Consider the following 14,299-nt stretch of genomic DNA (forward strand, 5'->3'; position numbering starts at 1 on the left):
ATTGCGCCTCTAGTCAAACGGGGAGGTACATTTTTGTAAACTTGTTTTTTGGCTCTTTTTCTTGCTGACTAAATACTAAGGTGGTAGAAATTAATGCTACTAAAACTAGTGAGAATTGCTTCATTTGAAAAGGATTACTGTTCCCTTTCCAAGATAGCTTTATTGATTTTCTTAAGCAAACCCGGTCCTTCGTAGACGAAACCAGTATACAATTGAACTAGGTCAGCACCAGCTTCCAATTTTTCCAAAGCATCTTCAGCAGAATGAATTCCACCAACCCCAATAATAGGGAATGCCTTATTACTCTTTTCTGCCAAAAAGCGTATTACTTCGGTACTTCTGTTCTTTAAAGGTTTTCCACTAAGTCCACCCTTTTCTTCTGCCAGTGTTAAATGAGATTTCAAACCTTTTCTATTGATGGTCGTATTCGTGGCGATAATTCCCTCAATCTTTGTATTTGCCACGATATCAATTATGTCCAATAACTGGCTTTCGGTCAAATCGGGAGCTATTTTTAATAAAATGGGTTTCTCTTTGACATTATTCGTCTTGGCAATTTTTGAATTCTCTCGTTTTAATTGCTTTAATAGTTCGGTTAAAGGTTTTTTATCCTGTAGTTCCCTTAGTCCCGGAGTATTAGGGGAGCTCACATTTACTACAAAGTAGTCCACATGTTCAAAAAGGGCATCAAAGCAAATTAGATAATCCTTGACCGCATCTTTATTAGCAGTGATCTTGTTCTTACCAATATTTCCGCCAACAATTACGCGATGCTCTTTCTTAAGTCTTTCGACCGCATCAAAAACGCCGCCATTATTAAAACCCATTCGGTTAATAATTCCCTGATCATCTCTCAAGCGGAATAATCTTGGTTTAGGGTTACCTGGTTGGCCTTTTGGTGTTAGCGTTCCGATTTCAACGAAACCAAAACCAAAGTCTGAAAATTCATTAAAAAGCTTGGCATCTTTATCAAAACCTGCTGCCAAACCCACGGGATTCTTAAATTTTATACCAAAAACTTCGCGTTCCAATTTTTTATCATCTACTAAGTACAATGACCTAAATATCGAAGCAAAGCCCAATTTAGATAGTATTCTTATAGAAAAGAAAGAAAAATGATGCGCAGTTTCGGCATCAAATAAAAACAATAAGGGCCTAATTAGGTACTTATACATCTACTCTGAAATTTGCGCAAAAATAGAAACTCTTACCTGGTAATCTGACATCTTTTGCTATTTTTCGTTAACAGGAATGGTCGGGTAAAGCGGACTACTAGAAATTTCATGGCAGAGTTTAACGTAAAGGCTGTATTGCTCGTCAGTAAAAATACCCAACATACGCTTATCGAGCATATGCAAATTACTTTGCATACTATCCAATAATTTTCTGTACTGGTAAGACATCGTCATGAGTACTTCTGGTGAGCTCTCTGCATGCCTTTTGACCAAATTGTTCGCTTGATCGATTAAAAAACTATTGCGGTATTTTAGCTCTGCCCCCCAATCTTTAAGTTTTTGAACTTGAGTAGAATCTAACTTAAAGACATTTTTAATAGTATTATCGTCTTTACCACCAATCCCCAAGTAACATACTTCTTGCGAATAGGCGGAAAAGTGCATTAGTAGTAGAAATAAAGGGAGTAAAGTTCTTATCAAATCAGTTAGGTTAGTACAACAATATAGCTGCAATCGGCTTTTTTTTATCATATTTCCGATTTAATAAGCATTATTTTTGATGAAAAGCATGTTTTATGGAAAACCTACTACCTCGATTTTTGGAATATGTTTCAATTGATACACAAAGTGACCCTAATTCCAAAACTACCCCAAGTACAGAAAAACAGTGGAAATTAGCTAAAAAACTTGTACTTGAACTGAGTAAGATTGGCCTGGAAAAGGTCTCTATCGATGAAAATGGATATATCATGGCCACCTTGCCCAGTAATCTAAACAAAGAAGTTCCTACAATTGGTTTTATAGCGCATTATGATACCACACCAGATTATACAGGCGCTAATGTAAAACCACAAATCATTGAAAATTACGATGGTGGCGATATTGTTTTGGATAAAGCTTCAAATACAGTCTTATCGCCCGATTATTTCAAAGATTTAAAACAATACGAAGGGCAAACGCTGATTACTACAAACGGAAAGACTTTATTAGGAGCTGATGATAAGGCCGGAGTAGCCGAAATTATAACCGCTATGGAATTTTTAATTCAAAATCCTGAAATAAAACATGGGAAAATTCGCGTAGGCTTCACCCCTGATGAAGAAATTGGTAGAGGCGCACATAAGTTTGATGTAAAAAAGTTTGGGGCAGATTGGGCCTATACGGTAGATGGAAGTCAGATTGGTGAACTTGAATATGAAAATTTTAATGCCGCCGGCGCAAAGGTGATTATAAAAGGTAAAAGTGTACACCCAGGCTATGCAAAGAACAAAATGATCAACGCCATTGGTGTTGCTAATGAGTTCATAAGTCTTATGCCTCCACGAGAGGTACCCGAAATGACCGAGGGCAATGAAGGCTTTTTTCATATTCATGGTATAAAAGGAGATATTGAAAATGCCGAATTCGAGCTAATTATACGTGATCATGATGAAGAGCAGTTTCAGGCGAGAAAGGGCTTGTTGCGAGCTATTTCCCAAAAGCTGAATAATAAATATGGAGCGATTATTTCTGTAGAAATCAATGATCAATACAGAAATATGAAAGAAAAAATAGAGCCTGTTTTTCATATTATCGAAATTGTTGAAGAGGCTATGCTGAAAATAGGAATCGAACCTATAATTAAACCCATTAGAGGAGGCACTGATGGCTCACAATTGAGTTTTATGGGCCTGCCCTGCCCTAATATTTTTGCAGGAGGACATAATTTTCATGGCAAGTATGAATACGTGCCGCTAGAAAGTATGCAAAAAGCAGTTGAAACTATTGTAAAAATTTGCGAACTTACTGGTGAAAAATTCTAATTATGAATCGGTCTGAAAAAGTTGAGGCCTATTTTGCCGAAGAACATCATTACAAAAAAGCCATTGGTATTTTAAGGGATTTAGCCTTAAAAACCGACTTAGAGGAAACGTTCAAATGGCTTTTTCCCACCTATACCCTAAAAAACAAAAATGTGCTCGCCATTTGTAAGTTCAAGAACCATTTTGGCATCTGGTTCTTCAATGGGGTATTTCTAAATGATCCGCATAATGTGCTCGAAAATGCGCAAGAAGGGAAAACAAAAGCAATGCGTCATTGGAAGTTTCATAGCCTTGAAGATATAAACAAAACCCAAGTTCTTGGGTACATCCGCGAAGCGATTGAAAATCAAAAAAACAATAGGGTATTAGTTCCATCAAAATCGACAAAAAAAGTTGCGGTACCAGAACTACTTGCCAAAAAATTGGATGAGGATAAAAAGTTAAAGCTAGCTTTTAATCAAATGAGTGATTACAAGCAAAAAGAGTTCAATGAGCATATTGCGAGTGCGAAGCAAGAAAAAACCAAACTTAGACGGCTCGAAAAAATCATTCCAATGATTTTAAGGGGTGAAGGTCTTAGCGACAGATATCGGCAATACTAGTTTATTTAAAGGATAATCAACCAGTATCACCGATTTTCTATTAATCAAGTAAATAAGGCAAATAAAGGTCTACTTTGGTACCTTTATTATCTTTAATATCTTCTATCCTGTAGTTTGCTTTTACCTTAAACCTTTTAGTACAGGCAGCCAACCGCTCATTAATAATATGACTTGATACAGAAAGACTTTTGGTTTTGGAATCTGTTATATTTCTGCTTTTAGAATAACCAATACCGTTATCGATTATTTCAAAATGCAAACGCATTTTATCAGCTTCTAAAGCAATATTCAAAGAAAGTTTGTCTCGATTTCCACCTCTAAAACCATGTTGAATAGAATTTTCAATGAAAGGTTGAATGAACATAGGTGGTATAAGTATGCTATCTGAGTCAACATTATCTTCCACAATTATTGCAAAATCAAACTTAGTAGAAAAATCAGACTGAAGTTCAAGATAGGCATTTACAGTGTCCAATTCTTCTTTTAGCAATACGAGCTCCTCCCTTGAATTTCTTAGAATAGAACGAAATAGAAGGCCTAATTTCGACACATATGCTCCGATAAGTTTAGGATTTGAGATTGATAGAGCACTAATAGAATTCAAAGAATTGAATAAAAAGTGTGGATTTAACTGAGACCTCAATAGTTTTTGCTCCAATACTATGGATGCAATCTTTTCTTTTTGCCTAATATTACGATAAAAGAGGAAAATCAAAGTAGGAATTGTTAAAAGTAAAGCCCCTAACACCCACCCTATGGTGGTTCTTTGGGCAAGCATTACTTTTTGAGTTTTACGGGCTTCCTCCAATTTCAAAATAGCGGTATCCTTTTTCTTAGATTGATATTGACGTTCAAGTTTTTCAATATTAATTTTTGACTGATTATCAAAATAAGCTTCTGTATTCTCTTTTAAAATTGTTGTCAAATACTCGTATTTAGAAGGGTTTTGGGTTTTCTGATAGATTTGAGCAAGTAGCGCACAAGAACTAGTGAATAAATCGAAATCATCTTTATCAATAATAGCATACCCTCCAATGTTCTCAACTACGGATAAGAGCATCTTCTCTGCAAGGGCAAAATCTGAGCTATGAAAAGCTAAAAATCCCTTATAATAAGCCTGATAGTCATCAAATCCGCTATAAAGGTCATGCAGATTGTATTGCAATGAAGCGTCAACCGATTTTTTATAGTATAATATCGTTGAATCAATCTTAGATTTCAGTTCGTACTCTTTTCCTATATTACCATAAAGCGCCGGTAAAAGTCTATAATATCCATTAGTTAATGAAACCTTTATCCCCCTATTATAGTAAACAATAGCTGAATCTACATTATTAAATTTTGAGTATAAAACCCCTATCCTATTCAAGACTGAAACATTTACTCTTGGTACTTTAATGTAAAGTGTATCTCGGCCAAGTTGTTTATAATTCTTCAGGGCCAATGAATCATTTCCAAGTTCTATATGAACATCAGCGATACCGGCAACAATATAGTTCTGCCACTTATACCCATGAATATCGGCCAAATCATTCGCTCTTTGATAATTTTTTAATGCTCCTCCGTAATCCTTCAGATTAAGCAAACCGATTCCTTTCATATAAAAACATCGCATCACTATATGCTCATCAATTGGTCTTTTATTTTTGATTTTATTAAAATGGGCTACGCCAAGGTTTGCATAATATAATGAAGAATCAGCATCATTATTTCGATACTTATCTACTGATTTTAGAGCATAGTAAAGCATATAACCGTCTAAATGATTATTGTTGTCCAGAACTTTTTTTAGATTAATTTCATTAATAAAACCCAACATATGACCTGATGCATATTTTGAGGTCAAAGAATCTATGTACTCTTGGGTATATATTTTTTCTGAATCATATTCTTTTAACCATTCAATGTCTTGTGAAATGGCCAATTGAACAAAAAAAATAAAGAACATCGTAGTTCGTTTCATTGTCTATTTGTATTATTTTAATGGTTAAATAATACATAAGTTATGATAAAAGTTGTGCTAATTGAAAACAATTTAATTGCACTGGATTACCTCGAGAATCTTATAACAACTCATTTCACTGATATTCAGATTCTTAATAAAGCAAAAAATATAAAAGATGGTATAGATATAATCTCTAGCAGTAATCCTGACCTTGTTTTTTTAGATATTGAACTAGATGATGGACTATCCTTTAAAATTTTAGAACATTTTGAAAATAGAGATTTTGATGTAATATTTATTTCGGCCTTTACCGATTATTATAAGACTGCATTTGAACATTTTGCAATGACTTATATTCTAAAGCCCTTTTCTAAAGATGATCTTACAAAAGCGATAAAACATTATAGGGCTAAAAAGCGAAAAGTGAAACAAGAATATTATGATTTAAAGGACTTTTTGTTCGGTAGGTCACCAAAAATTTTCATAAATGCAGGAAACTCTCATGAGTCTGTAGCTTTAAAAGATATTGTAAGTATAACATCAGATGGAAATTACAGTAATTTCACTTTGGTCAATAAAAAAAAACTTTTAGCCAATAAAGGACTTAAGTATTATTATGATTTATTTAGTGAAAAAGGCTTTTTCAGAGCTAACCGCTTTTGTGTAATAAATCTAGATCATTTAGAATCTATATTTAAAAAAGAGACCCTGATCTTATCAAACGGTGATAAAATTCATGTTTCTGTTCGTAATAAGAATCGCCTTAAAGATCTTATCGCAACGCTTAATTAACATTTTCAAACGCCCAAAAGAAGTCCCCTAACGCTTACACCTTTTTTACTAGCATGACTTTATGTGAGCAGTAGCTTTAACTCTAAAGAGTTGCTCAATGGATAAGTTAATACAATTGTTTTTAGAAAAGAATCAGGACTACAGTACTACTTACAAACAACTTTCACTGCATTTACAATCACATCACGACTATCCTAGTTTTAAATCTGTTACTGATACCTTAGACTATTTTGAAATAGAAAACATAGCCGCGAATATTCCTAAAGAGGGGCTTGAGCAATTACCTAATTGCTTTATAACGCTTATTGAAAATGAAAAAAATCAGATACTATCGTTAGTTGAGAAAAGAAAAAATAAAATCTACCTCACATTCGAGAATGGTACAAAACAAAAATTGGATTTAAAATCATTCTTAGCCGTTTGGACCGGTAATATTATTGTTATTCAAAAACAAGGAACAAAATCCTTTTATAGACTAAGAAACCTTTTTAATTCGCAGCACCTTTTCGCAAGTTCTTTAATTATAGGTTGTTTAGTTCTGATATATTCTCAATTCAACAGTACCTATCTAAGTTTATATTGTTTACTATTATTGGCAGGAACTATACTAAGCTTTTTGGCAATCAGAAAGGGATTGGGCTTAAGAGACGCCTTTACCAACAAGATATGTAATTCAATTCTCATAAAAAATCAAGAATGTAATGATGTAATAACCTCTAAAGCCGGAGAAGTATGGGGTAATTTTAATTTGGCAGATGGTGGTTTTCTATACTTCTCAAGCTTATTGATTTTTACTTTGGTATATGGAATAAGTAGTGTCACAGTATACCTTTCACTAGCCGCGATAGCCGTCGTTGGGTATTCGCTATACCTACAGGCATTTAAGTTAAGAAAGTGGTGTGGTGTATGTCTGTTAATCAGTACTAAAGTTTGTAGCCAATTCATATTGTTACTTACAATTGATAATGATTGGTATACTTTACCAATGCATTATATGCTATTATCAATGCTTTTTTTTATTAACCTCACAGGGTTGAAGCAATTGAAATTATTGTGGTCGAATAATTTAGATCTAGAAATTGCGCACAAGCAACTCCACAAATTTAAACTTGATAAAATGGTGTTTTTTACTGCACTTTATAACGGTAAAAAAATCAATATCGATTTAGATAAAGACTTTCAGTTAGTATTTGGCCCGAGTAATGCGCAAATACAAATTACCGCAATCACCAATCCGCTTTGCGGTTTTTGCAAAGAACCTTTTAGAGCATATGCAAAGCTACTTGCCAAACATTCAAATGATATTCGGTTACAACTCATTTTTAATGTCTCTACCGACCCAAATAATACAGCGACAAAAATAGCAAATACTGTAGTGTCGCTTTATTGCCAAAATAAAACTATCGCTTTTAAAGCGATAAATGATTGGTATGAAAACAGGAATATCAACGAGTGGTCTAATAAATATGCTCTAAAAACGGTTGAAAATACATATTCACATAAGCTTTTAAATTATCATTCTAAATGGGCAAAACACAATGGTATCAATTACACCCCAGAAACTATTGTTAATGGTCACTTATTTCCTAAACAAAATTTTGAGTTAGAAGACTTGGCTTTTTTTATAGATGACTTTAAAAAAGATACTGATAAAACCAAATTGATAGCCGTATAAAAATCATTTCATAACAGACATAACTTGTGAGTGTCTTTAAATGTTCACAGTACTAATTAATAATTTAAAATCTTTTATAATGTTAAAAAACGTTTTAAACATGAAAGGTGCTCAGGTCTTAAATAAGACGGAGCAAAAAGTAATTAAGGGAGGTAATTATACCGATAAACTTGCTTGCGAGCAAGCTGGCGGAACTTGGGTTGTAATTGGCAAAAAGCATCCATCTGTTATTGGTGGATTCAATAGTCCCTGGCAAGTACCAGATTCTAACTGCGTGATGGAAACTGATTATTCTGGGGGGGCCACCAACCCCGATGGCACAGAAGACATGTTATAAATTAAATTACAATCCATAAAAACTAGCCTGTAATTTTTATCAATACTGAAATTAGTGTAGCATGGTACTAATGGCAGAGACTAAACTCAATTTTTAGAAAATCTAGCTAGAGCAGACATAAGTTGCGAGTGTCTTTAAATGTTCGCAATCACTAGTATTAATTAAAATTCTTTTACAATGTTAAAAAACATTTTAAACATGAAAGGCGCTCAGATCTTAAATAAGACAGAGCAAAAAATTATTAAAGGAGGTAATTACGATGATAAAAAGGCTTGTGAAGATGCGGGCGGATATTGGAATTGTATGCCTGAGGACTGCTATTGTTTAATAGACGGCCCTTCACCTGGTCCAGGTGGAGGTGGGGACAATGGAATCCCTTTATAGGTATTACCTCTAGATAAATTACTTACAGGCCATTGGCATAATGGCCTGTATTCAAATTAATACTACAAAATGCGCCCATTCCCTTTCTACAAACAAACAGACGCCAAAGATTGTGGCCCAACCTGCTTACGCATATTGGTCAAATACTATGGTTATACCATACCCATAGAAGAACTAAGAAAGTTAAGCGAAACTACACGTGAAGGCAGCTCGTTATTAAACCTAAGCGACGCAGCTGAACAAATCGGCCTTAGAACCTTAGGTGTAAAACTCTCTGCACGCACTTTAAAAGATGCTCAGCTTCCGTGCATACTGCACTGGCAAAACAAGCACTACGTGGTTCTATACAAAATAAAAAAAGAAAAGCATTACATTTCTGACCCTAGTTATGGCTTAATAGTGTACCATGAAGACGAATTCTTAAAAAATTGGATTGGCGCAAACACAACAATAGACACGGTAGAAGGCATAGCCCTAATGGTTGAAGAAACACCAAAACTAAGGGAATATAAGTTCTCGAACTTAAACCAGAAAAAGTCTTTAGGCTTTGAGGTTTTGTTCAATTATGTTTGGCGCTATAAAAAATTTATAATTCAGCTTTGTCTTGGTTTAGGTGCTGGGAGTCTTTTACAATTGGCAGCTCCTTTTTTAACTCAAAGTATTATTGATGTAGGTATCGATAATCAAGATTTTGATTTTATCTATCTCATTCTGTTTGCACAAATTGCACTTTTTATTGGTCGTACGGCAATTGGCGTTATTCGTAGTTGGATATTGTTGCACCTAAGCACTAGAATTAATATTTCATTGATATCAGACTTTTTTGTAAAACTAATGAACTTGCCTATTAGTTTTTTTGACACTAAAATGACCGGAGATATTATGCAGCGGATCAATGATCATTCACGAGTAGAAAGAGTGCTTTCTACATCGTCACTAAGTATACTTTTTTCTGCAGTCAACTTTGTCATTTTTAGCTTTATTCTTGCTTATTATAGTATTCAAATATTTTTGATCTTTTTAGTTGGTAGTGCGCTCTATTTTATATGGGTTTCTTTATTTCTTAAAAAACGTAAAGAACTGGATTATAAAAGATTTTCTGAAGTAAGCAATGAACAAAGCAAGGTCATAGAACTGATAAATGGAATGCAAGAAATTAAATTACATAATGCCGAAAAGCAAAAAAGATGGCAATGGGAACACCTACAGGCCAGCTTATTTAATATTTCTACAAAAAATCTTGCTTTAGAACAATACCAAAGTGTTGGTTCTGCCTTTATTAATGAATTAAAAAATATTTTGATAACCGTTTTTTCTGCAACCTTGGTTATTAAAGGTGAAATTACACTAGGTATGATGTTGGCAATAACGTATATCGTGGGCCAGTTAAATAGTCCTATTCAACAGTTCATCAATTTCATAAGACAAGTACAAGACGCAAAAATTTCTTTAGAAAGATTGGCAGAAATACATAGCAAACCAGATGAAGATAGTAATACGGAAAATTTAATTAAAAAAGTCAAAAGAAATTCGGGCTTAGCCTTAAAAAATGTAGATTTTAGATATGCAGGAAGTGATGATTTGGTTCTCAGAAATTTATCCTTAAAAATACCCGCAAATAAAACAACAGCTATAGTAGGTACAAGTGGTAGTGGAAAAACAACACTTATGAAAATGCTACTAAAATTTTATGACCCTATTGCCGGCAAAATAACTCTTGGTAAAAATGATTTGACTAAAGTGTCTAACAAGACATGGCGCAAAAGCTGCGGTGTTGTAATGCAAGAAGGCTACATCTTCAATGATTCTATTGCAAACAATATTGCTATCGGAGAAGATAATATTGATAAAAAAAGACTGGAAAATGCCATCTTTCTAGCAAACATAAAACCTTTCATTGAAAAATTGCCATTAGGCCTAAATACAAAGATTGGTATGGAGGGTATCGGTTTAAGTACCGGTCAAAAGCAACGCTTGTTAATTGCCCGAGCCATCTACAAAAATCCAGATTATATCTTTTTCGATGAGGCCACGTCCGCGCTTGATGCAAATAATGAAAAAATCATCATGAAAAATATTAACACCTTTTTTTCAGGTAAGACAGCAATAGTTATAGCGCATCGTCTTAGCACAGTTAAAAATGCCGATCAGATTGTAGTGCTTGAAAATGGTAGAATTATAGAAATTGGCACCCATGAAGAACTGGTAAACCAAAAAGGAAATTATTTCAATTTAGTTAAAAATCAATTAGAAATCGCAAGCTAATGCCTCAAGTTCAAAATATTCGTAGTGAAGCCGTACAAGACATTCTTACCAAAATTCCTCATTGGACAATCGTATGGGGCAATTTACTAATCATTACTTTACTAATTGGTTTCTTGAGCTTGAGCTGGTTTATAAGATATCCAGATGTAATCGACTCTAGTATGGTAATAACCACTGATATTCCACCACAAAAAGAGTTTGCGAAGCATAACGGAAAACTTACCCATATTTTTATTTCTAACAACAGTCAAGTCAAAAAAGCACAGCACCTAGCAGTAATAGAGAACAACGCAAATTACAAGGATGTAAAATATTTGAAAAGCATAACGGACACCCTAGAATTTACCAAACACAACTTTGAGTTTCCCATAGGCGATATACCTATACTTTACTTAGGTGAAATCAATTCATTTTATTCCGATTTTGAAACGAAATATACCTTGTATACGCATAACAAAGAATTTAAACCCTTTTACAATACAAGTGAATCTCATAAGCTAAGAAATCAGCAGTTACGGTATCGATTAAATATTTTAAAAAATCAATATAGTTTTCAAAGTAATGAATTGGAACTACAGCAAAAAGAACTGGATAGGTATAAAAAACTCTACAAAAATGGGGTAATCTCTCTTCAACAGTTTGAAAACAAACAATTAAGTTTTTTTAAAGCCCAACGCGACTACAAAAACTTAAACAATTCAATATCTCAAGTCAAAGAGAACATTTCAACTTCAAAAATCAGTTACAAGCAAGATAGAGGCTTAAATGAAGAAGAAGAAATATTATTACTAAACAACGTGTTGCAGTCTTACCGCCAACTTAAAAAAGCAATTTTCGATTGGGAAAACCGCTACGTGCTTAAATCTGATTATGATGGTCAAGCTTTTTTTCTAAAGTTCTTGAGCCTCAACCAATACGTTAATAACGGTGATTTAATATTTACCATTATACCAAATGAAAGTCAAAAAAACATTGGCAAAATAAAAGCATCGTCAATTAATTCTGGAAAAATAAAAAAAGGCCAAACGGTTTATTTAAAACTAGATAACTTTCCAGAAAAAGAATTTGGCAAACTAACAAGTTATGTTAAACATATAACACCAATAGCAGATAATACGGGTAACTACTTAATTGACGTCGAACTACCCAAACACCTAATTACCAACTACTCGAAAGTTATTCCGTTTAATGGCGAATTAAAAGGTTCTGCAGAGATAATAGTTGAAGATCTTAGTTTGTTTGAACGCTTTTTTTATAAAATTCGAAATATTTTTTCCTGACCAAGGTAAGTACCACCTAAAAATCTGAACTTCATAATTGTTCTTATTTAACAACAATTATCTTATCTAAAGGCAAACAAAAAAGCCTATGACTTTCGTCATAGGCTTTTTTACATCTTTTTGCAAAACTATTTCTTGGAAGGAACAGGATTCAATTTTTTGCTCATCTCCATAGAAATGGCACTTCTATCGAACTTTAATCGTCCGGCCATGGTTTCAATAACACAGGTATTGTCTTTATCGTTCAATTCTGATATTTTACCATGAAGACCACTTTTCATCATCACCTTATCGCCTTTTTTTAATTCTGCTGCGAACTTCTTTTCCGCTTTCTGTCTCCTCATCTGAGGTAGAATCATAAAAACGAAGAAAATTGCAAAAATTGCTATTAAAAAAGGGAACTGTCCTAATCCTTCCATCTAGTCTATTTATCCTTTTACAGGGCCAGCTACCGCAGCCGTTCCTTTAGGGTTAACAAAAGCTTTGATTCTTAACAATTCAGAACCTTTTGCTGTATTTGCGGTTACCGTAACCGTTTTTGTTACCAAGTTTTGTCCTGAACCATTAAATTTCACCAACAACTCTCCAGAATCACCAGGAGCAATAGGTGTATTTTTTGGATACTCAGGAACAGTACAACCACAACTACTTTTAGCGTCAGTAATGATTAAGGGAGCATCTCCCGTATTGGTAAATTTGAAGATAGTCTCTTGCGGAGTACCTTGTTCTATGGTTCCGAAATCATGCTCTGATTTATCAAAACTCATTACAGGAATTTTCTTTTGAGCCGCATCTCTATTTGAAGCAACCTCAACATTGTCAGAATTAATCTTAGCAATTGCCTTGTCTTTACAAGAAGTCGAAATAAACAAAAGTGCAACAACACTTAGCGCTGTAACTATTCTTTTCATCTTATGAATTTTTAATTTAATGCAAAAATAACGAAATATTACTTATAACAATCCCCTGCCAATTTTTTGCAACTTTCCTTCGGCTTTATATTCTTTGACCAATTTATCTAAGATACCATTGATAAAAATGCTGCTTTTTGGTGTAGAGTATTCTTTGGCTATCTCTAAATACTCGTTTATGGTCACCTTTTCAGGTATCGACGAAAAATTCAGTAGCTCACAAATACCCATCTTTAAAAGAATGTAGTCGATTTCGGCTATTCTGTCTTTGTCCCAATTAGGGGTCTTACCCTCTATTTCTTTTTCCCATTCGGTATTCTTCAATAAAGTTTTGGTCAATAACTCTTTTGCGAAGACCATATCTTCCTCATCTTTTAACAATCGGGGTAAGAAAAAACTATCAGGCGCATCTTCTTTAACCTTTTTCAACTGTTTAAATATAAAGGTGTTTACTATAGGAATATCGTCTATCCAAGTAAGTCTATCATCCTCAAAATATTCATAAATCTTTTCGTTCGGTGCAATTACCTCTTTGTAGAGCGAAATGATAACGTCTTTGTCTTTTTGATAACTGTTTGTGGAAGACAACATGTAATTTTTATAGATATCACTAGCAATCATATCTTTAAAAATGAGCTTTACATATTCATCGTTCAAGTACCAATTTTGAAGTTTTCGCTTTGAGAACTCTTTTTGCAAACTTTCGTTTGAAACTATCTGTTGCAAAAGCCTGTTCTTAAGAAACTTATCACGCTGAGGAAAGTTGTCATCCTCAGAAGCCATATACTTTTTAGTTGCATGGTTTACGTGTTTTTCTGCAAGCTGATGTAATTCGGTCAATAAGCTAAACATCAACAAGTAAAGGGTGTACATACTATCTATGCTATATTTCAAGAATTTCTCTTGTTTTTCCAAAGAATCATCTTTAGACTGAATTAATGCATAAATACACTGCATTACCTTTACGCGAATATGCCTTCTTGTTAGCATTTAAAAGAACTTTAAAGTAAATATGGTCAGTATCACATCGCAAAAGTAATGCTATATTTTCAGCATACCTAGACCAAAAAATATCTTATCAGTTTTATAACATTAGTTTTTGTGCTAATCCTATATCTTTGCCCGATTACC

General features: G+C 33.8%; 14 protein-coding genes. 8 read left to right on the forward strand and 6 right to left on the reverse strand.

What is annotated here, in order from left to right; translation table 11 throughout:
- Window positions 1–134: 134 nt before the first annotated feature.
- Window positions 135–1,175: a quinone-dependent dihydroorotate dehydrogenase gene (locus tag ACZ1GR_RS04930; RefSeq protein WP_472611108.1), complete on the reverse strand. Its 1,041-nt coding sequence runs from the start codon at window positions 1,173–1,175 to the stop codon at window positions 135–137.
- Between the two features lie 57 nt (window positions 1,176–1,232).
- A complete protein-coding gene (locus ACZ1GR_RS04935; protein ID WP_472611109.1) occupies window positions 1,233–1,655 on the reverse strand; it encodes a hypothetical protein in 423 nt (140 codons plus the stop codon).
- Between the two features lie 95 nt (window positions 1,656–1,750).
- Between ACZ1GR_RS04935 and pepT the strand changes: the two genes are divergently transcribed.
- Together pepT and ACZ1GR_RS04945 are read left to right on the forward strand one after the other, a co-directional pair.
- The gene (gene pepT, locus ACZ1GR_RS04940; protein ID WP_472611110.1) at window positions 1,751–2,977 is read left to right on the forward strand and encodes a peptidase T; all 1,227 of its coding nucleotides are present in this window, start codon (window positions 1,751–1,753) and stop codon (window positions 2,975–2,977) included.
- Window positions 2,978–2,979: 2 nt separating this feature from the next.
- Window positions 2,980–3,579, forward strand: a complete 600-nt coding sequence (locus ACZ1GR_RS04945; RefSeq protein ID WP_472611111.1) for a YdeI/OmpD-associated family protein — start codon at window positions 2,980–2,982, stop codon at window positions 3,577–3,579.
- Between the two features lie 40 nt (window positions 3,580–3,619).
- Here ACZ1GR_RS04945 and ACZ1GR_RS04950 read toward each other — a convergent pair whose 3' ends face one another.
- Entirely contained in the window at window positions 3,620–5,542 is a 1,923-nt protein-coding gene (locus ACZ1GR_RS04950; protein WP_472611112.1) for a tetratricopeptide repeat-containing sensor histidine kinase, read from the reverse strand.
- 42 nt (window positions 5,543–5,584) lie between these two features.
- Here ACZ1GR_RS04950 and ACZ1GR_RS04955 point away from each other — a divergent pair, with 42 nt between their 5' ends.
- From ACZ1GR_RS04955 to ACZ1GR_RS04980, 6 genes are all read left to right on the forward strand, one after another.
- Window positions 5,585–6,316: a LytR/AlgR family response regulator transcription factor gene (locus ACZ1GR_RS04955; RefSeq protein ID WP_472611113.1), complete on the forward strand. Its 732-nt coding sequence runs from the start codon at window positions 5,585–5,587 to the stop codon at window positions 6,314–6,316.
- Between the two features lie 97 nt (window positions 6,317–6,413).
- Window positions 6,414–7,991 carry a vitamin K epoxide reductase family protein gene (locus tag ACZ1GR_RS04960; RefSeq protein WP_472611114.1) on the forward strand — a complete coding sequence of 526 codons (1,578 nt, stop codon included), beginning with the start codon at window positions 6,414–6,416 and terminating at the stop codon, window positions 7,989–7,991.
- Window positions 7,992–8,070: 79 nt separating this feature from the next.
- Window positions 8,071–8,328, forward strand: a complete 258-nt coding sequence (locus tag ACZ1GR_RS04965; RefSeq protein WP_472611115.1) for a hypothetical protein — start codon at window positions 8,071–8,073, stop codon at window positions 8,326–8,328.
- 177 nt (window positions 8,329–8,505) lie between these two features.
- The gene (locus tag ACZ1GR_RS04970; protein WP_472611116.1) at window positions 8,506–8,712 is read left to right on the forward strand and encodes a hypothetical protein; all 207 of its coding nucleotides are present in this window, start codon (window positions 8,506–8,508) and stop codon (window positions 8,710–8,712) included.
- A gap of 69 nt (window positions 8,713–8,781) precedes the next feature.
- Complete coding sequence (locus ACZ1GR_RS04975) at window positions 8,782–10,977, forward strand: peptidase domain-containing ABC transporter (protein WP_472611117.1); 2,196 nt, start codon at window positions 8,782–8,784, stop codon at window positions 10,975–10,977.
- The gene (locus ACZ1GR_RS04980) at window positions 10,977–12,257 is read left to right on the forward strand and encodes an HlyD family secretion protein (protein WP_472611118.1); all 1,281 of its coding nucleotides are present in this window, start codon (window positions 10,977–10,979) and stop codon (window positions 12,255–12,257) included. Before ACZ1GR_RS04975 ends, ACZ1GR_RS04980 begins: the two co-directional genes overlap by 1 nt.
- Before the next feature lie 128 nt (window positions 12,258–12,385).
- Here ACZ1GR_RS04980 and yajC read toward each other — a convergent pair whose 3' ends face one another.
- Genes yajC through nusB form a run of 3 tightly spaced genes read right to left on the reverse strand, consistent with a single transcriptional unit; the run spans window position 12,386 to window position 14,158 of the window.
- The gene (gene yajC, locus ACZ1GR_RS04985; RefSeq protein WP_472611119.1) at window positions 12,386–12,676 is read right to left on the reverse strand and encodes a preprotein translocase subunit YajC; all 291 of its coding nucleotides are present in this window, start codon (window positions 12,674–12,676) and stop codon (window positions 12,386–12,388) included.
- Between the two features lie 9 nt (window positions 12,677–12,685).
- A complete protein-coding gene (locus ACZ1GR_RS04990) occupies window positions 12,686–13,168 on the reverse strand; it encodes a DUF1573 domain-containing protein (RefSeq protein ID WP_472611120.1) in 483 nt (160 codons plus the stop codon).
- A 42-nt stretch (window positions 13,169–13,210) separates the two neighbouring features.
- Window positions 13,211–14,158, reverse strand: coding sequence for a transcription antitermination factor NusB (gene nusB / locus ACZ1GR_RS04995; protein ID WP_472611121.1), 948 nt, complete (start codon window positions 14,156–14,158; stop codon window positions 13,211–13,213).
- Window positions 14,159–14,299: the final 141 nt, after the last annotated feature.

This window comes from Croceitalea sp. W27 (assembly GCF_055693185.1).